This is a genomic window from Cupriavidus sp. 2TAF22 (genome assembly GCF_052115045.1).
Lineage (GTDB): Bacteria > Pseudomonadota > Gammaproteobacteria > Burkholderiales > Burkholderiaceae > Cupriavidus.
Genome location: NZ_JBFRFX010000040.1, coordinates 1 through 16,399, shown reverse-complemented (window position 1 = coordinate 16,399; position 16,399 = coordinate 1). Strand labels below are relative to the sequence as shown.

The 16,399-nt window shown below is 61.9% G+C and carries 16 protein-coding genes and 2 pseudogenes; 12 read left to right on the top strand and 6 right to left on the bottom strand.

Annotated features, from left to right (window positions below):
- Positions 1-46: 46 nt before the first annotated feature.
- Entirely contained in the window at positions 47-826 is a 780-nt protein-coding gene (locus AB4Z48_RS32510) for an alpha/beta fold hydrolase (protein ID WP_441621657.1), read from the bottom strand.
- A gap of 306 nt (positions 827-1,132) precedes the next feature.
- Between AB4Z48_RS32510 and AB4Z48_RS32505 the strand changes: the two genes are divergently transcribed.
- The 3 genes from AB4Z48_RS32505 (at position 1,133) to AB4Z48_RS32495 (ending at position 4,037) form a co-directional block, all read left to right on the top strand.
- Entirely contained in the window at positions 1,133-2,140 is a 1,008-nt protein-coding gene (locus tag AB4Z48_RS32505) for a Bug family tripartite tricarboxylate transporter substrate binding protein (protein WP_441621655.1), read from the top strand.
- Positions 2,141-2,174: 34 nt separating this feature from the next.
- Positions 2,175-2,825 carry a c-type cytochrome gene (locus AB4Z48_RS32500; protein ID WP_441621653.1) on the top strand — a complete coding sequence of 217 codons (651 nt, stop codon included), beginning with the start codon at positions 2,175-2,177 and terminating at the stop codon, positions 2,823-2,825.
- Between the two features lie 75 nt (positions 2,826-2,900).
- Entirely contained in the window at positions 2,901-4,037 is a 1,137-nt protein-coding gene (locus tag AB4Z48_RS32495; RefSeq protein WP_441621651.1) for an acetamidase/formamidase family protein, read from the top strand.
- A 25-nt stretch (positions 4,038-4,062) separates the two neighbouring features.
- Here AB4Z48_RS32495 and AB4Z48_RS32490 read toward each other — a convergent pair whose 3' ends face one another.
- From AB4Z48_RS32490 to AB4Z48_RS32480, 3 genes are all read right to left on the bottom strand, one after another.
- Positions 4,063-4,926: a helix-turn-helix transcriptional regulator gene (locus AB4Z48_RS32490; protein ID WP_441621649.1), complete on the bottom strand. Its 864-nt coding sequence runs from the start codon at positions 4,924-4,926 to the stop codon at positions 4,063-4,065.
- Between the two features lie 188 nt (positions 4,927-5,114).
- Positions 5,115-6,161: an Ldh family oxidoreductase gene (locus AB4Z48_RS32485; RefSeq protein WP_441621647.1), complete on the bottom strand. Its 1,047-nt coding sequence runs from the start codon at positions 6,159-6,161 to the stop codon at positions 5,115-5,117.
- A complete protein-coding gene (locus tag AB4Z48_RS32480) occupies positions 6,158-7,045 on the bottom strand; it encodes an alpha/beta hydrolase (protein WP_441621645.1) in 888 nt (295 codons plus the stop codon). Before AB4Z48_RS32480 ends, AB4Z48_RS32485 begins: the two co-directional genes overlap by 4 nt.
- A 963-nt stretch (positions 7,046-8,008) precedes the next feature.
- Between AB4Z48_RS32480 and AB4Z48_RS32475 the strand changes: the two genes are divergently transcribed.
- The 9 genes and pseudogenes from AB4Z48_RS32475 to AB4Z48_RS32435 form a co-directional block, all read left to right on the top strand.
- Positions 8,009-8,947: a dioxygenase family protein gene (locus AB4Z48_RS32475; protein WP_441621643.1), complete on the top strand. Its 939-nt coding sequence runs from the start codon at positions 8,009-8,011 to the stop codon at positions 8,945-8,947.
- A gap of 60 nt (positions 8,948-9,007) precedes the next feature.
- The gene (locus tag AB4Z48_RS32470; protein WP_441621642.1) at positions 9,008-9,757 is read left to right on the top strand and encodes an SDR family NAD(P)-dependent oxidoreductase; all 750 of its coding nucleotides are present in this window, start codon (positions 9,008-9,010) and stop codon (positions 9,755-9,757) included.
- A 33-nt stretch (positions 9,758-9,790) separates the two neighbouring features.
- Entirely contained in the window at positions 9,791-10,675 is an 885-nt protein-coding gene (locus tag AB4Z48_RS32465; protein WP_441621640.1) for a 3-keto-5-aminohexanoate cleavage protein, read from the top strand.
- A 49-nt stretch (positions 10,676-10,724) separates the two neighbouring features.
- Entirely contained in the window at positions 10,725-11,702 is a 978-nt protein-coding gene (locus AB4Z48_RS32460) for a quinone oxidoreductase family protein (RefSeq protein WP_441621638.1), read from the top strand.
- Entirely contained in the window at positions 11,699-12,049 is a 351-nt protein-coding gene (locus AB4Z48_RS32455; protein WP_441621637.1) for a cupin domain-containing protein, read from the top strand. The genes AB4Z48_RS32460 and AB4Z48_RS32455 overlap by 4 nt, the downstream gene beginning before the upstream one ends.
- 77 nt (positions 12,050-12,126) lie before the next feature.
- Positions 12,127-12,270: pseudogene (locus AB4Z48_RS32450) on the top strand (porin); the annotation flags it as partial.
- A 121-nt stretch (positions 12,271-12,391) separates the two neighbouring features.
- Positions 12,392-13,318 carry a tripartite tricarboxylate transporter substrate binding protein gene (locus AB4Z48_RS32445; protein ID WP_441621718.1) on the top strand — a complete coding sequence of 309 codons (927 nt, stop codon included), beginning with the start codon at positions 12,392-12,394 and terminating at the stop codon, positions 13,316-13,318.
- A 66-nt stretch (positions 13,319-13,384) separates the two neighbouring features.
- On the top strand, positions 13,385-14,419 hold the full coding sequence (locus AB4Z48_RS32440; protein WP_441621635.1) for a LacI family DNA-binding transcriptional regulator: 1,035 nt from the start codon (positions 13,385-13,387) through the stop codon (positions 14,417-14,419).
- A 72-nt stretch (positions 14,420-14,491) separates the two neighbouring features.
- A pseudogene (locus tag AB4Z48_RS32435) lies at positions 14,492-14,911 on the top strand (plasmid pRiA4b ORF-3 family protein); the annotation flags it as partial.
- A gap of 157 nt (positions 14,912-15,068) precedes the next feature.
- Here the strand turns inward: AB4Z48_RS32435 and AB4Z48_RS32430 are convergent.
- The gene (locus AB4Z48_RS32430) at positions 15,069-15,626 is read right to left on the bottom strand and encodes a hypothetical protein (protein WP_441621726.1); all 558 of its coding nucleotides are present in this window, start codon (positions 15,624-15,626) and stop codon (positions 15,069-15,071) included.
- 310 nt (positions 15,627-15,936) lie between these two features.
- Positions 15,937-16,329, bottom strand: coding sequence for a hypothetical protein (locus AB4Z48_RS32425; protein ID WP_441621633.1), 393 nt, complete (start codon positions 16,327-16,329; stop codon positions 15,937-15,939).
- Between the last annotated feature and the right edge of the window lie 70 nt (positions 16,330-16,399).

Sequence of the window (16,399 nt, the reverse complement as noted above, 5' to 3'; positions counted from 1 at the left end):
GATAGCCTGCCCCGAGCAACTCGGGGCACGTGACATATTGCGTCAGTTACAGGCCGTGGCGCTGGATCAGGAATCGCTCGATCCGCGTAGCAAGGTCCACTGGGGCTTCATCCATCGGATAGTGTCCGGCGTTTTGTATGACATCGATGGTCAGATCGCGAAACGCCTTCCCGTACGTCTGTGCCATGACATCAGTGGTCAGCGACGGGTCATGCTCACCCACCAGCAACAGCGTTGGGATGCTGGTGCCCGCAATGTCTGCAGAGAGATCGGTGTCCGCCCAGGCCCGGAAATAAGCGGCAAAGGCGTTGACATCGGCATGCCGCGTTGAAGCGCGGGCCATCCTGTCCACCCAGTATCGGCTCAGACGATCGCCGGTCGAATGGTTGAGGACAGCGGCTCGTGCTTCCAGTTCGTTCGCGGCGCGCTCGAACAGGGCGCGTGTCGGCGCGTCGAACGGTGTCGGTGTCGGCGGCACCGGAGCAATGCCAACCATAGCTTGGACCCGGGTGGGGGCCAGCAAGGCGACGCCTTGCATGGCCTTGCCTCCCATGGAATGACCGATCAGCGAAAAGCGATGCCAACCCAGCTCGTCGCCCAAGTTCAACACGTCCGTGGCGATCTCCTGCAAGTCAAACCTGCCCAACATGTTCTGCCGGGTCCCATAGCCTCTGTAGTCGATGAAGGCGTAGGTGAATCGCTCGACGTCGAGTACATCTACCAGGGGCCCCCAGCCTCGTGCATGACCGAACCACCCATGCAGGGCGATAACATGGTTTGGGCCGTGGCCGATGGAGACCACATCTTTTTTCTCGGTGTGAAGCATTACGTTTCCTCCCCTTATCGATGGGCGTCCATATTGCATGACGGCCGGCGTCACCAGCGATCCGCCTGCAAGTTCTCGGACCATCCGGTAAGAACCTGTCCATGCGGCATGCGGCAGTGGCCGGCGGATGTATCGGAGCCGCAGAACGGAGGACGTTTTGGTAAACGGCTCCCCAAATTGGGAAGCGACTTCTGCTCGAATCAGTAGAGTACGAATCGGGCAAACGCAGCCGCCCACGTACAGAGATTCACGAGGAGATAAGAGTCAATGCCAAGTCGAACGTCTTCAACATTTCGCACCGCACCCATGAAGAAAACCAAGCGTGTCGCCGTCGTTGCTGCGGTGATCGCGACACTGTCGGCGGCGATCGCCGGGACGTGGGCTGGCGCCGCCAGTGCGGCATCGGCTGACCCCAGCGCACAGGCCAACTGGAAGCCGTCGAAGCCCATGGTCTTCATCGTGCCGTTTCCGCCGGGCGGCATCAATGACGTACTGGCCAGGACGGTGGCACAGCGCCTGTCGACCACGCTGGGACAACCTGTCGTCGTGGAAAACAGGCCAGGTGCGAGTGGCAACATTGGTGCGGAAGCGCTGGTACGCGCTGCGCCAGACGGCCACACCATTGGCATTCTGAACAGCATTCATGCTGTCAATGCGGCGTTCTATCGAAAGCTTCCGTATGACGTGACGCGCGACGTGCTGCCTGTCGCGCCGCTGGGCGAATCACCGCTGGTGCTCGTCACGAATCCAAACACGCCTTACAAGTCTGTCCCTGAGTTGATTGCCTACGCCAAGGCCAACCCCGGCAAGATCAACTACGGCGGCCCGGCCAGCTATCCGCTCGAAATGATCAAGACGATGGCCGGGGTCGACATTACCAATATTCCCTACAAGGGCAGTGGCCCGACGATCAACGACATGATCGCTGGTCACATTGACCTGGCGACGGGCCCTCTGCTTGAGTACATTCCGCATGTGAAATCGGGCAAGCTGAAGATGTTGGCCGTGGGTGCCGCGAGTCGTCTCAAGACGTTGCCAGGGGTGCCGACAGTAGCAGAGAGTATTCCCGGCTACGACATCACAGTCTGGTATGGCGTATTTTGCCCCAAGGGCACGCCGGCACCGGTGGTGGATACCCTGCGGTCCGAGATTCGCGCGATCATGAACGATCCTGCTATCCGCGCAAAGATGGAAGGCTTGAGCGTCGACACCGCCTTCAGTCAGGCCGGCGTGGCCGGGCTGACTACGCGACTGACGCGCGAGACGCAGCGCGCGCATCAGATCGTAGCCAAGACCGGTGGATATCTGAACTAGACAGGGCGACGACCCTGTTGCGAGGAGCTCAGACGTGAAACTTCCCATGGTTCGCCGGCGGCTGATTGCCTGCACGCTGGCGTTGTGCGCGCTGGCCTTGCCGTCGCTCGCTCAAGCGGCGTCGGAATCGAGCGACGCGTCACCCGCGCGGCTCGTGGTCGAGCAGGTATGTGCCGCGTGCCATGGCATCACTGGCCAGAGCACCGGGAAAGGCTATCCGAGTCTGGCTGGCCAGAACGAGGACTATCTGTTCAAGCAACTGCGGCAGTTCAAGGGTGGCGCCAACGGGCCGGCGCTACGTCAGGACGCCACCATGGCTGCAGTGGTCCAGAACATGAGCGACGCGCAGATGCGCGAGGTGGCGCGCTATTTCAGCCAGCAGCCGCCGGCGCACGGCCAGGCCGCCCGGCCGCAACTGGTCGAGGCCGGCAAGGCAATCTACTGGAAGGGCAATCCCGCCAGTGGACTGCCGGCTTGTGTTTCGTGCCACCGGCCCAACGGAGAGGGTATCGCGCCCGACTTTCCGCGTATTGCAGGCCAGCAGCCAGACTACGTGGTGAAGCAACTGCACGCATGGAAGTCGGGCACGCGCGGCGGGCCGGGCAAGCTAATGAGCCTGCTGGTGCCGCTGATGACCGACGAGGAAATTGTCGCGGTTGCGCAGTACTTGGCGCAGCTTCTCTAATTTGTTGCACATCGCCGTCCAGCACCGAGCTGATGCCCGGATGCCCGGATGGCTCAATGAAAGGAAATCAAAACCATGAAGATCGACAGGAGACACTGGCTCAAGGCAGCCGGCGCGCTTGGACTCGGTGCCGCTGCGCTGGAAGCGGGAGCTCAGGCGACGGCAGGGCGGAGCGTGCCGCCTGCTGCGCCAGGTACCAATGCCCTGCCCGTGATCCGGCCCGGCAAGACCCACCGGATCGAGTCCGCCAACGAAACCGTGCGCGTCGGCATTCTCGACCCAAAAGCCGCGCCCATCGCCAGCATCGATTCGGGCGATCTTGTGAAGTATCCCAATACATGGGTCAACTGGGCAAACGGGGCAGAGTATGGCATGAGCTACGAGGATCGAGAACCTGTGCGCAAGCGATTTCCGCAGGGACCGTACTCGAACATCGGACCAGTTGAAGTGCGTGGGGCGATGCCCGGCGATGTGGTGGAGTGCCGGATGGTCAAGTTGCGTCCAATTGGCTGGGGTTGGAACTCGGCGCCCAAAGGCGTCGGCGCGCTGCCGAGCGATTTTTCCAAGCCGTACCTGCGCTATTTCAAGTTCGAAGAGAACCGTCAATACACCGAGTTCGCGCCGGGCATCCGCATCAAGCTCGCGCCGTTCCAAGGCGTGATGGCCGTGCAACCGGCGGGCGACGAGCCGGTCAGTGGCATTCTCAGCGGCCCGTACGGCGGTAATCTGGTATTGCGGGAACTGGTCGAAGGGACGTCACTGTTCCTGCCCGTCCAGCGGCCAGGTGCGATGGTCTGGACTGGCGATTCGCATGCTGCGCAAGGCGACGGCGTGGTGAATCAGACCGCCATCGAAACAGCGATGGAAGACATGCAGATCCAGTACATCCTGCACAAGCAACGGCCCCTGGCGCTGCCAATGGCGGAGACGCCCAGTCACTGGATCATCCTTGGCTTCGGCAAGAACCTCGATGAGGCGCTGGTCGCGAGCCTGCGGCAGATGCTTGACTGGGTAAGCGCCGCGACCGGCATGGATCGACAAGATGTCTATTCGCTTGCCAGCATCACCTCGAATTTCCGCATCACGCAGTATTCGAACCAAACGAACAGCAACTACACTTCGATTCCTGCGAAGACCGTGCACGGCATGCTGCCAAAGGCTATCTTCGATGCCGCGATCCAGGAAAAGCTGTCACGTTCTCTACGCGGCTGAGCGCAGTGCGTGCCGGGCGTATGCCTCAGTCCGCCGCCGCACTGCCTGGTATGCCGGTGCGGCGGAACTCCGAAGGGCTGAGTCCCAGGTGTTGGACGAAGAAGCGCGTAAAATGCCCTTGCGCGCTGAATCCGAGTTGATGAGCGACGTCACCGATGGTGGCGTGCCTCTCTGCCAGTAGCTGCGTGGCGATGCCTATGCGGATCCAATCGAGATACTGTTGAGGCGAGATGCCCATGCAAGCCTTGAACTGGTGGAAGAGCCGGCTGCGGGACATGCCCACGGCGCTGGCGACCATATCAACATTAGGATTCTCGCTCGCGTGGCTCCGAATGAATTCGGTCGCACGCTTTATCCGATAGTCCAGTGGCCTCGTGTTTGCCAGCACTTCGGTCATTGACCTCCGCTGGAGATGATCGGCGGACACTTTGCGCGCCAGCTCCGCGATGGCAACCTCGCAGTCGAACGCCCCGATTCTTGCGTCGTCAGTCAAATCGCGGGCCAGGTACGTACCAAGCATCATCAGCGACGCGATGGTATCTGCATCCATTCGTACCTGCGTGTCACGGAATCGTAGCGCGATGGCTGGATTGTCCACGCCGAGCGTCCGGCCAAGCCATTCCGGGTCCAGCAGCAAAGCCAGCAATAGGGAAGGCGGTCCTTCCTTCGAACTCTTCGCGTGGGTCTCCCAAGGGTTGATTAGAAGGGCGCAGTTGTCGGTAAGCGTTGCTGGTTGATTGTCAATTTTGAAATGTGCGTCCGTGCCACCGATCTTGAAGATCAGATGAAATTCCGCATGGGCATGGGCGACCAACGGTCCCGAGATGCGATGCAGGGTGGCACGACCAAAGCCGCCGTGGACGATCCGTATCTGACGGTCTTTTTCCATTCAAGTGTCTCCTCAAACCGCCAAGAGGGCAGGCGGACAAACCGTAGACACGAAGCGCACAAATTGCTTGTGCGCCCACCACGAGCCCCCCTTTTTGGTGCAAACGTTTGCAGCGAGATTATGTCAGACCCGCGATATCGTCAAGGGAGATGTTGTTTTGTGCTTTGTCAGCCCCACGGCGCGCATTGCTATACCCAGGGAGTGCAGATACCTGCCTGGCGGGCGAGGTTCCGGAGCGCGTCTGCGGTCGCCGGCGCCAGCGCAATCCCGTTGACGCTGCGCTCCTTTGCAGCGGCATGGCCGCGCTCTCCAGGCAGCCGTGGAGGCCCCTCGGCAGAAGCGGGGAGATCGTGGATGGCAGTTGTCAGATCGGCTAGCTGCGCATGAAACACGGCTGGGTCGACCACCTGGGCGATGTCCACAACGAGCATCCACGCGTTTTGCGTGTGGCCACGCGCGGCGGTTCCGGCCTGCAGCGCCGGCGCCAGGATGGGGTGGGCGGTCAGGAGGCTGCACGCGATCTCCGCCATCAGCGCCAAGCCGGAACCCTTCGGGCCGCCAAGTGGCAGCGGGGTCGTTGCCTTGTGCGGGTCGGTGGTCGGATTGCCCATGGCGTCGATTGCCCAGCCCGGCTCAAGCGCTTGCCCGCTAGCACGTGCCTGCATCAGCTTGCCGAAAGCAATGGCACCCGACGCCATGTCGAACACGATTGGCGAGTCCAGTCCCGGGCTCGCCATTGACACTGGCGCTGTCGAGACGCCTGCCACAGCGGCGCCATGGTACGCCATGAGTGGTGCCGACGCGGCCATCGCCATGGCGAACATTCCTGCGCCGGCCACATGCGCTGTGTGAAACCCAAGAGCGCCGGTATGCGTCGTCTCCCGCAGGAGCACCAGACTGGCACCGCTTTGCCTTGCGCCGGACATCGCTCGCCCGGCGGCGAAGCGCATGCCCAGCGCGCCGGCGCAGCGATCGCCTTCGACGACCATCAAGGCGGGCAAATCGAGCCCGACACGCGGATGCGCCTGACCATTCATCTCGCCGGAGGTCAACCACGCAATGTACTGCGGGATGCGAGATACGCCATGTCCTGGCGCACCACGCATGTCAGCCCATACCAGGCCTTCTGCCACGAGGGCCGCAGCCGACCCCTCAAGGCCGGCGGAGACTAGCAGCGCTTTGGCAAGGGCTTGTAGATCAGTGCCGCTGGTCAAGCTTGGTGGGCGCGCAGTCATGCCGCCTCCGAACGCATGCTGCGAGCCGGGAAGAATTTGTGCAGCCATTCCGTGACAAGATTCAGCGCCGCACGGTTGTCATCGGAGAAAATGAAGTGATCGATTTCCGACAGCAGATGCAACTCCGTCGGCATCTTTGCGTTGCGGAACAAGCCGATCGACTGATCCGTGGGGGTAACTGAATCATCCGCAGGGTGCAAAAGGAGGAGCGGACGCGGAGCGATGTTGCCAACCACGGCATTTGGCTGGAAGCGCAGCATGCTTTCTACCACTTCGAACGGGAATTCCATAAAACTCCCAGCAGGCAGATTGCTACGCATCTCCGGAGGAATTGGCACGATATCGAAGCGCGAGACCTGCATCGAATGGCCAAGAGCCAACTGCGCACGGCCCTTTTGCACCATTGCCTCGAAGCGCTCCCAGGCACCCGGACCAGCATGTTGCTGGCGGAGTTTTGCCGCCCCGTCGCCCCAACCGGCTGATGATATGCAAGCGCCAATACGAGGATCCACGCCGGCTGCATGGACGGCAACAGCAGCCCCGAAACTGTGCCCCATCACGGCAATTTTCGCCGGGTCCACTTCGGGCAGGCTCTGCAAATAACTGACAGCGTTGAGCGTATCGCAGACTTGATCCTCACACAGTACCTTGCCACGTTCGCCGTCGCTCGTGCCACAGCCACGCATGTCAAAGCGTAAGACCACATAGCCGAGCAACGAAAACAGGTTTGTGGCCAATTTCACCATGCCGTCATCCTTGTTGCTGCCGAATCCATGCAAGACTGCGATGGCAGGGCGACGTTCGCCATCGGCGAGATCGGCGGGCAAATGCAAGGCCCCCGTGAGTTGCAGTTCATCCGACTCAAACATGACTTCTTTGTGCATCCTGATTTCTCCGTGTTCATTGGCATACGATCTTCTACGAATTCGCCCTTTTCCTGGCTGCCCAAGCATCCACGGACTTACCGGATCGTCCGCTTAGTTTTCGGTTGCGTCGCTCGGGTTCGAACTGTTTCGCTGCCCTGATGCGCGAAGAATGCAGAGTCTGTAATGTTCCCTTCTGATGGCAATAATGTGGGCGGGGCGGCGCAATGGCCACACGCTTTGTCAGATCGCACGACTGTTCGATCACTCTCCCTCATCTGTACAAGGTCTTCTTGCGAGAACTGATGTGAGACAGCCAGCACTATTTTCTGACAGCGGAGAAGGCAGCCTGCAAACAATGCCGGGCTTTAAAATCGAAAAAGATAATGTCAAATGTCGTGTGCGCAATATGGCACATTAGCCTCGAAATTTTCGGCTGGAACCTGAATAAGACACTAAGATAAAAATTCAACCTCGCCCGCAGGGGCATTCTTTGGCTGAGGGGGAATCATGTTAAGAAAGCTCGCCGCAGCGATCCTTTGCGTACTGACGCTTGGCGTGTTTGGCTGTGCCAGCCAGACGCTGAGCGCCCAGCAATCGCAGCGATTCACGACGGATCCGTATAACTACGATTTAAGCAAGAATCTATGAGTCGGCGGCATGCCGACGAGAAACCGGCGCACCTGCATCTGGCCTTCACGGCCGAGAGTCGCCAGCAGGTCGCCGTGGTCTATCGCGCGAATTGCTATGCCGCCTTCGTCATTGGCCCGAACGGGCACAACCTCGGAGAGGTTTGCCACGCTGAGGCCTGAATCCGTTCCCAGCCATGGCTAGGGTTTGACCGGATGCCATCGTCGGCGCCTTGATTTCGCGGTGTTTTCCACGCGCAAGTAGATATTCAGCCACTTTCCGTCTCCGCTTCCGTGCTTGCCATTCGCGCGGAACCGATCATAATGCAAACGTTTGCAAAAGAAGGAGATGGTTATGGAGACGAAACACGCCAAGCCGGCGCCCAAGCCGGTCAGTGCGCTTGCCCTGATCGAAGGGGAGGCGTCGGTGACCGAGGTCGTCGTGCAGGCAATGGCAAGGACGGAGGACGATCGCCTGCGGACCGTGATGGCCGCGCTGGTATCGCATTTGCACGCCTTCCTCCGCGAGGTCAGGCCCACCGACGAGGAATTCGAGCGAGGCCTGGCGTTCATCGCCGCGCTGGGGCACGCGACGCACGCCACCAACAATGAAGTCGTGCTGGCCGCCGACGTACTCGGCCTGTCGACGCTGGTCACGACGATCAACAACAGCACGCAGGGTGGCCGCACGCCCGGCGCGTTGCTGGGACCGTTCTATCGCGCCAATGCGCCGCGCTACCAGTGCGGTGACTGCGTGGTGCAAGACGACTCTCCCGGCTTGCCATTGTTCGTCAGCGGCACGGTGCGTGCCACGGACGGCTCGGTGTTGCCTGGTGCGATGGTGCAAGTCTGGCAGGCGTCGCCAGTCGGCCTGTATGACAACCAGGACCCGCGCCAACCCGACCGTAACCTGCGTGGCATGTTTCACGCGGATGCCGACGGCAACTATCACTTCCGTACGGTGCGTCCCGCCGGCTATCCGGTTCCCACCGATGGCCCGGTCGGCACGTTGCTTGCCGCCCAGCACCGGCATCCGTATCGGCCCGCGCACATCCATTTCATCGTTGCCGCACCGGGATATCGCACGCTCGTGACGCAGGTCTTTGCCGACGACTCCGACATCCTGGAGACCGATGTCACGTTCGGTGTGCATCGCCAACTCGTCGGCGCGTTCCAGCTTGTGGACACGGGGCTGAGCCCCTGGGGCGACCTGCCCGCGCCGTACTACACGCTGCAGTTCGACTTCACTCTCGAACCCGGCGAGCAGACGTTTCCAACACCTCCGATCGGCTGATGGACTGATCGACTGATCGACTGATACACAAGGCTGTCCACCTATTCACTGCGCCACACCATGACCATTACTACACTCTCCGGCAAGGTTGCCGTGATCATTGGCGGAGCCGGCGGTATCGGCTTTGCCACAGGCCGCGCGCTGGCCAATCTGGGCGCCAGCGTGGTGCTGACCGGTCGCAATGCCGATCGCACCGCGAAAACGGTCGAGGGCCTGCCTGCCGGCAACCATATGGCCGCGTATGCCGAGGTGGCCGATAGCGCTTCGCTTCGGGAGCTGGCTGCCGATGTGCAGCACCACTATGGCCGCGTGGACATTCTCGTCAATACGTCAGGATTCACACGCGCCATTCCACACGGCGATCTCGACGCCCTCGACGACACCCTGATCGACGAACTGTTCGCAGTCAACTGGCGGGGCCAGTTCGCGGCGATTCGTGCCTTCGCGCCGGCATTGCGAGCCGGGGGCGACGGCCTGGTCGTCAATGTTGGCTCGATTGCGGGCCGCACGGGGCAGGGCAGCAACGTTGCGTATTGTGCCGCCAAGGCCGGCCTCGACGTGATGGCGATGTCGCTGGGCCGGGCGCTGGCCCCCGAGATTCGCGTCCTCAATGTTTCTCCGGGCGTGGTCGATACGGCCTTTGTACCCGGCCGCGACAGCACGTTCAATGACCGGGCCGCCAAAACCACGCCGCTGCGCCGCATCGGCCATGCGCAAGACGTGGCGGATGCCATCGCTGCATGTGCCACGTCGCTGCGGTTCGCCACGGGCACCACCATTGTTGTCGACGGCGGCCGCCAGCTCGGCTGACTATTCCTCAAGCCCTTATTTTTCGAATTGTCCATGCACGCAAGAAAGACCATCATTACCTGCGCGGTGACCGGCAATATCGTGACACCCGAGCAGCACCCCGGCTTGCCAGTGACGCCGGCCCAGATCGCCGACGCCGCGCTCGAGGCCGCCGAGGCCGGCGCTGCGGCTGCGCATATTCACGTGCGCGACCCGAAGACTGGGCGGCCATCGATGGAGCTCGACTACTATGCCGACGTCATCGACCGGATTCGCGCCYGCAATCGCAGCCTGATCATCAATCTCACCACAGGGCCGGGCGGACGCTTCGTGCCCGACGAGAACGAACCGCGCGTGGCCGCGCCTGGCACGACGCTGTTGCATCCGCTCAAGCGCGTCGCGCATATTGCGGCCTTGCGTCCCGATGTCTGCTCGCTGGATCTCAACACCATGAACTCGGGTGCGGATGTGGTGATCAACACGCCGGCAAACGTACGCAAGATGGCAGAAGTGATCCGCCGGGCAGGGGTCATGCCCGAGCTGGAGATCTTCGACTCTGGCGATCTGAATCTGGCACTCGACTTCATACGTGATGGCGTGCTCGATGGTCCCGGGCTCTGGACTTTCGTGCTGGGCGTGAAGTACGGCTTTGCCGCCACGCCGGAGACGATCTTTTATGCCCGCAGCATGCTGCCACCAGGCGCGCGATGGTCGGCATTCGGCATTGGTCGCGCCGAATTCCCGATCGTCGCGCAGGCGTGGCTGGCCGGCGGTCACGTGCGTGTCGGTCTCGAAGACAACATCTATCTCGAGAAGGGCGTTCTGGCGCCTAGCAACGCAGCGCTCGTGGCCAAGGCCCGTGACATCGTCAAGTCGCTTGGCGGCGAGATCGCTTCCGCGTCCGACGCGCGTGTGCAGTTGGGCCTGCGCGAAGCCTGACCGTTCCAGAAGTCCCAAATCCTCCACGTTTCTTGTTATCCCATTCATCATGAACACCATTCAGGTTCACCAGAAAGCTCCGACCATCGATGCGCTCGAACTGTCGCTGGTCGGGATGCCGCGACCGGAGGCTGGCATCGGCCAGTGCATCGTCGAAGTGGCCAGCGCGGGCGTCAATCCCAGCGATGTGAAGGCCACGCTTGGCCTGATGCCGCACGCGATCTGGCCGCGCACGCCGGGACGCGACTATGCGGGCGTCGTCATCGACGGACCGAGCCAATGGATCGGCCAGCAGGTCTGGGGAAGCGGCGGCGAGCTCGGCATCCGTCGGGATGGCACGCATGGCAAGTACCTGCGCATCGGCATTGACGCCGTGCGTGCCAAGCCGGAAACGCTGTCGCTGATGGAAGCCGGTGCGGTGGGCGTGCCATTCATTACGGCATACGAAGGGCTGCGGCGTGCTGGCATGCCCAAGGCGGGTGACGTGGTGCTGGTCGGCGGTGGCAACGGCAAAGTCGGGCAGGCGACGATCCAGATCGCCACCGCGCTTGGCGCGCGCGTCTTCGCCGTGGAGCGTAAGGCGGGGCCGTATCGTGGCCACGCCAGCGGCCCGGTGCGCATGATCGACTCCAGCCGCGAGACCATTTCCGACGTGGTCCGCGACGAAACCGGTGGCCATGGCGCCGACATCGTCTACAACACGGTGGGCAGTCCCTACTTCGAACAGGCCAACCTGTCCATGGCAATCGGCGCCACGCAGATCTTCATTTCGACCATCGAGAAGCCGGTGCCGTTCGATATCTTCGCGTTCTACCGGGGGCAGCACACTTACGTGGGCGTGGACACCCTGGCGATGGACAGCCAGGCCTGTGCCGGGATTCTCGACGCGCTGGCTCCGATGTTCGCCACCGGCAAGCTCAAGCCGTTCCCCGTGTTGCCGGACTATACGTATGCGCTGGCCGATGCCAAGGACGCCTATCGCGCCGTGCTGCAAGGCGCCACCGAGCGCGTGGTGCTGACGCCATGAATACGACACGATTTGCGCAGGCGCCGGCCTACTACCCGGCCAACCACGAGGGCATGCAGTGCCTGCGTCTCCAGGGGCATGAGGCGGGCCCTTCGGATGCCTTGTGGATGGGCGTATCCGTCATCCTGCCAGGCGGCCATACCTCGCTCGATGCGTCGCCAGTCGAAAAGCACTACGTCGTCCTGGAAGGCGAGGTCTGCATCCGGACCCCGTCCGAGAGCGTCACCCTAGGGCGGTTCGATTCGGTAAGGCTCGCGCCGGGAGAGGCCCGCCAGGTCACCAATCCATTCAACCTGCCGGCCATGCTGCTGCTGGCGATGCCGTATCCCGCGCGGGCAGCACCGTAGTGTTTTTTGTTTGCCTTTGCAAACGTTTGCACACCATCCATAGAAACAGGAGGAGACCCCAGATGCGAAAGAAGACGTCCAGGCGCACGGCGCTCTACGCGTATTTCAGCCACATCAACAACAAGAAAAACGCGACCTACGACTTTGCCATCAACGAGCTTGGCGTCAAGGCCAGCGCCGATCCGCAAGCGATCGCGTTCGGCATGCGGCACTTCTTCTGACGCCCGGACAGGACATTGTTGCGAGGAGACCATCATGATTCGACTGTTTTTCCGCCCCGTTGCTTTCCGGCCCCGTGTTTTCCGTCGCCTTGCGGCTTTGGCGCTGGCGCTGGCCGCCGCCATGCCGACGCTCGCTAGCGCGCAGCCCCAGTATCCGGCCAAGCCGATTCGGCTGGTCGTGCCATTTTCCGCGGGAAGCGCCACCGACATCCTGGCGCGGATCATTGGCACCAAGATGGGCGAGAGCGGCCATTGGCAGGTCGTGGTCGACAACCGGCCGGGCGCCGGCGGTACGCTGGGCGCCACCACGGTTGCCAAGTCCGCGCCCGATGGCTACACCCTGATCCTGGTCTCGGTGGGGCATGCGATCAATGCCACGTTGTATCCGAAGCTGGGCTACGACACGTTGAAGGACTTCGCCCCGGTATCGCTGGTGGCCTCGGTCCCGAATGTGCTGGTGGTCAATGCCGCCAGTCCGTACAAGTCGGTCCGCGACATTGTCGCGGCGGCGAAGGCCAAGCCGGGCGCGATGAACTTTGACTCGGCCGGTTCGGGCAGTTCCACGCACCTGAGCGGCGAGATGTTCAAGATTCAGGCGGGCATCGACATCATGCACATTCCGTACAAGGGCACCGGCGAGGCACTGACCGATGTGATGGCCGGGCGTGGCGACATGATGTTCGCGCCTACCGTATCGGCGATGCCATTCGTCAAACAGGGCAGGCTCCGTGCGCTGGCCGTGACCACGCCGAAGCGTGCCGCTGCGCTCCCCGACATCCCCGCCGTGGCGGAATCGGGGCTTCCCGGGTATGCATTCGACTCCTGGTTTGGCATCCTGGCGCCGGCCTCGACCCCGAAGGAGATTGTCAGCGCCCTCAATGCCGAGATCGGCAAGGCGCTGGCCGCCCCCGACGTGCGCGAGCGCCTAGCTGCGCAAGGCGCGGAGCCCCGATCCAGCACGCCTCAGGAATTTGCCAGCTATATCCAGGCTGAGATCGTCAAGCTGGCGCCAGTGGTCAAGCAATCGGGGGTGCGCGCCGGAGAGTGACGGGCGCCAGCGCGGCAGACGCTAGAATGGCGCATCTCAACGATCCAGCCTGGCTTCCGCCGTCCCATGTCCGAGCGCAAACGCGTGACCATCAAAGACCTCGCCGCAGAGGTCAATGTGCACTATTCCACGGTATCGCGCGTGATGAACCCCGCGACGCGCCACCTTGTGGCCGAGGAGGTCGCCACGCGCATCCTCAAGCTGGCCGAGGCACGCGGTTTTCGTCCCAACCGCATTGCGGCGGGGCTACGTACGCAACGCTCAGGGCTGGTTGGCGTAATCCTGCCCGATATCGCCAACCCGGTGTTTCCGCCGATTCTGGCGGGAATCGAGTCGGTGCTTGCCAGGATGGGCTATGTGCCGATTGTCGTGAATGCGGGCATTGAGCGTGCCCGCCAGCGCTTTGTCGTCGAACAGATGTTGGCCCGGCAGGTGGAAGGGCTGATTCTCGCGACCGCCGAGCGAGACGATCCGTTGCTCGACTACTGCGTGAAGGTCGGCATCCCCGTGGTGATGGTGAATCGCGGCGAACACACGGGCAGGGCGTCGTGCGTGGTCAGTGACAGTGCGCTGGCCATGGGGTTGACGGTCGACCATCTGGTGTCGTTGGGACATCGCTGCATCGGGCATATTGCCGGCCCGGCCAGTACCTCGACCGGGGAGTCGCGCCGCGAGGGCTTCCTGCACGCGGTCAAGCGCCATCGGCTGCGTCGCGGTGAACATGCGGTCGTCGAGGCTGACAGCTACGCGCGTGAAGCGGGTCGCAAGGCCTGCGCGCAACTCTTCGAGGCCCTGCCTTGCCTGACCGCCATCGCCGCGGGCAATGACCTCGTTGCCATGGGTTGCTACGACTATTTGCGCGAACGCGGCATCCGCTGCCCGGAAGACGTATCCATCGTCGGCCACAATGACATGCCATTCGTCGACGCGCTGACGCCGCCGCTCACGACCATCCGGATACCCGTGCATGACATGGGCGAACAGGCCGCCGAGCTGCTACTGCGCCGGATCGCCAAGCCGCTGACGGCCAGTGTCGTCATCGAACTGCGCCCCGAGCTGGTGGTGCGCGGATCCACGGCGCCGCCGCCGGCCTCCCGGTAGGAGACCGCGCCAAAACGGGGGCGAGCGACCGGACCACCGCCGAGAGGCCAATGAGGCACCTAAAATACGCGCATGGCTTCCGATCCCGGGCCGGCGACCTCCCTCCTTCAACTTCGCATTGCTCTGCGCGGCCTCAGCCCGTCGGTTTGGCGACGCGTCCTCGTTCCCGAGCACTTGACGCTCGGGCAATTGCACAATGTCATCCAGGTCGTCATGGGCTGGGCCGACGAACATCTGCACACGTTCAGTATTCGTGGCCGGCGTTACGGCGAAGTTCATGAGGGCGTCTTGCAGTTCTGCACCGTGGATAACGAACTGCCGCTGACCGCGTTTCATCTCCGCGAACACGAAGGCTTCGTCTACGTGTATGACTTCAACGCGTGGTGGCGCCACGAGATACGGATGGAGCGGCGTATGCTGCGGCAACATCCTGCTCGGCTGCCCCGTTGCGTGGCGGGTTTCGGGCCATGTCCACCCGAGGACATGGGCGGGATCGAGAGGTATCTGGAGGCCAGGGACGAACACAGTGAATATGAGTTCGTCGATTGGATCGAGTCACTGCGCGAAGGGCCTATCGTGTTGGAAGACCTACGCGACGCGGTCGACCGGTGGTTGACTTGGCTGGATCGTCGCTTTGACCGTCAGACCGTCAATGATCGGTTGCGACAACCGCGCCTTGGCAGTGGGTCAGCCCTGTTTCTTCCGGCTCGATTGAAGAGGCATCCGCTGCCTCAAGCGATTGGCCATGCACTTCGTGTGCGTCGCCGCCAGCCAGTACCGCATGCACAGCTACAGTGGCAGCGTTGGCGTCCAGAGGCTTGTCAACGGAATCGCGAGCGTTGAGCGCGGAAACGACTCCGCAGGTCTCCATGTTGGCCGCCGGAAGCACGTAGGTCGTTCCGCTAAGATCGCACGGGAGAGAATCGGTGCCAACGAACATGCTGGCCTTACTGAGCCGAAAACTTGGTGCCCCTCTGTCAGCGTTCAAGGATTTGTCGCTATCGCGGTAAAACATCCGCTGTTGCTGGCCCAGAACGTCACTGTTCCCAACACGCGTGCCGCCGTCGTAACGGTCGGCCAGAGGCTGACCTGTATTGCGAATACCCTCACCGTTCAGCGTATCCATCATCGCCCGCAAGTCTTCAATTTGAGGCGGTGTTAATTCCGCCAGTGCCGCAAACATCTCTCCAACCTGCTCTGAAAACATTGTCCTTCTACCCCGTCTTTCCGCCCCGCAGTCCGTGTCAATCGCCGTTCTGCGGAAACCATGAGTTCTGCCCGATTGCGTGCGCAACTACTTTACACGGCACAAGCCAGATGCCCGAAGAAGGCGCTCTTGGAAATGTGCGATTAGCGGATCTGCTAGGGGCATAGCTGTGGCCGTAACGCCAATGGAATGAGCTGCTCGCAACAAAAACATGCAAGCGATTCCACCGCTTTCCGCGTAATGTGCACCATGTAATACTTGCACCAAACTTTTGTGCATCTTGCGGCACGTGATGGCAATCACTGTCGTCCTATATGTGCCAGGCGGCCTCGCTTTGGATGTATTGAAAATACAACAAAAAGCTGTCGTGAGAGATGGGCATCCACCGCATGTTGTTCCCCCAAAATCGGGCTAGGGGCTTTTCAAGAATCTGCTCGAAGACATCTGCCTTTATGGTCGCCGCGCCGACCAATTCAAGGCGATCAGTCTGTACAGAAATCCTCTGTCGCGGATTGAATGGCCATCGGAGCAGCTTGCCATCGTTCGCCTGAATCTGGGCGCGAATTCGATCGAATGCCCGCCCGACGGGCTGGCGCGGGCGAAGGGAAAGCTGCGCGAAGCGTTCGGGCGGCCACCAAAGCACCGGCCACGGGCCCCGGGCTCGCTTGCACAATTGCATTTGCGAGCTAATGCTTGTTCTCATGTCACCTGCGCGGAGCAACATCATGGACACACGAAGCGAACTGCAAGCCACTGTGGACGCTCTGGTTCAA

Excerpts from the sequence above, each read along its gene's own strand:
- AB4Z48_RS32510 (WP_441621657.1), bottom strand. The coding sequence starts at position 826 with ATGCTTCACACCGAGAAAAAAGATGTGGTCTCCATCGGCCACGGCCCA.
- AB4Z48_RS32505 (WP_441621655.1), top strand. The coding sequence starts at position 1,133 with ATGAAGAAAACCAAGCGTGTCGCCGTCGTTGCTGCGGTGATCGCGACA.
- AB4Z48_RS32495 (WP_441621651.1), top strand. The coding sequence starts at position 2,901 with ATGAAGATCGACAGGAGACACTGGCTCAAGGCAGCCGGCGCGCTTGGA.
- AB4Z48_RS32490 (WP_441621649.1), bottom strand. The coding sequence starts at position 4,926 with ATGGAAAAAGACCGTCAGATACGGATCGTCCACGGCGGCTTTGGTCGT.
- AB4Z48_RS32485 (WP_441621647.1), bottom strand. The coding sequence starts at position 6,161 with ATGACTGCGCGCCCACCAAGCTTGACCAGCGGCACTGATCTACAAGCC.
- AB4Z48_RS32480 (WP_441621645.1), bottom strand. The coding sequence starts at position 7,045 with ATGCACAAAGAAGTCATGTTTGAGTCGGATGAACTGCAACTCACGGGG.
- AB4Z48_RS32475 (WP_441621643.1), top strand. The coding sequence starts at position 8,009 with ATGGAGACGAAACACGCCAAGCCGGCGCCCAAGCCGGTCAGTGCGCTT.
- AB4Z48_RS32470 (WP_441621642.1), top strand. The coding sequence starts at position 9,008 with ATGACCATTACTACACTCTCCGGCAAGGTTGCCGTGATCATTGGCGGA.
- AB4Z48_RS32460 (WP_441621638.1), top strand. The coding sequence starts at position 10,725 with ATGAACACCATTCAGGTTCACCAGAAAGCTCCGACCATCGATGCGCTC.
- AB4Z48_RS32455 (WP_441621637.1), top strand. The coding sequence starts at position 11,699 with ATGAATACGACACGATTTGCGCAGGCGCCGGCCTACTACCCGGCCAAC.
- AB4Z48_RS32445 (WP_441621718.1), top strand. The coding sequence starts at position 12,392 with ATGCCGACGCTCGCTAGCGCGCAGCCCCAGTATCCGGCCAAGCCGATT.
- AB4Z48_RS32440 (WP_441621635.1), top strand. The coding sequence starts at position 13,385 with ATGTCCGAGCGCAAACGCGTGACCATCAAAGACCTCGCCGCAGAGGTC.
- AB4Z48_RS32430 (WP_441621726.1), bottom strand. The coding sequence starts at position 15,626 with ATGTTTTCAGAGCAGGTTGGAGAGATGTTTGCGGCACTGGCGGAATTA.
- AB4Z48_RS32425 (WP_441621633.1), bottom strand. The coding sequence starts at position 16,329 with ATGAGAACAAGCATTAGCTCGCAAATGCAATTGTGCAAGCGAGCCCGG.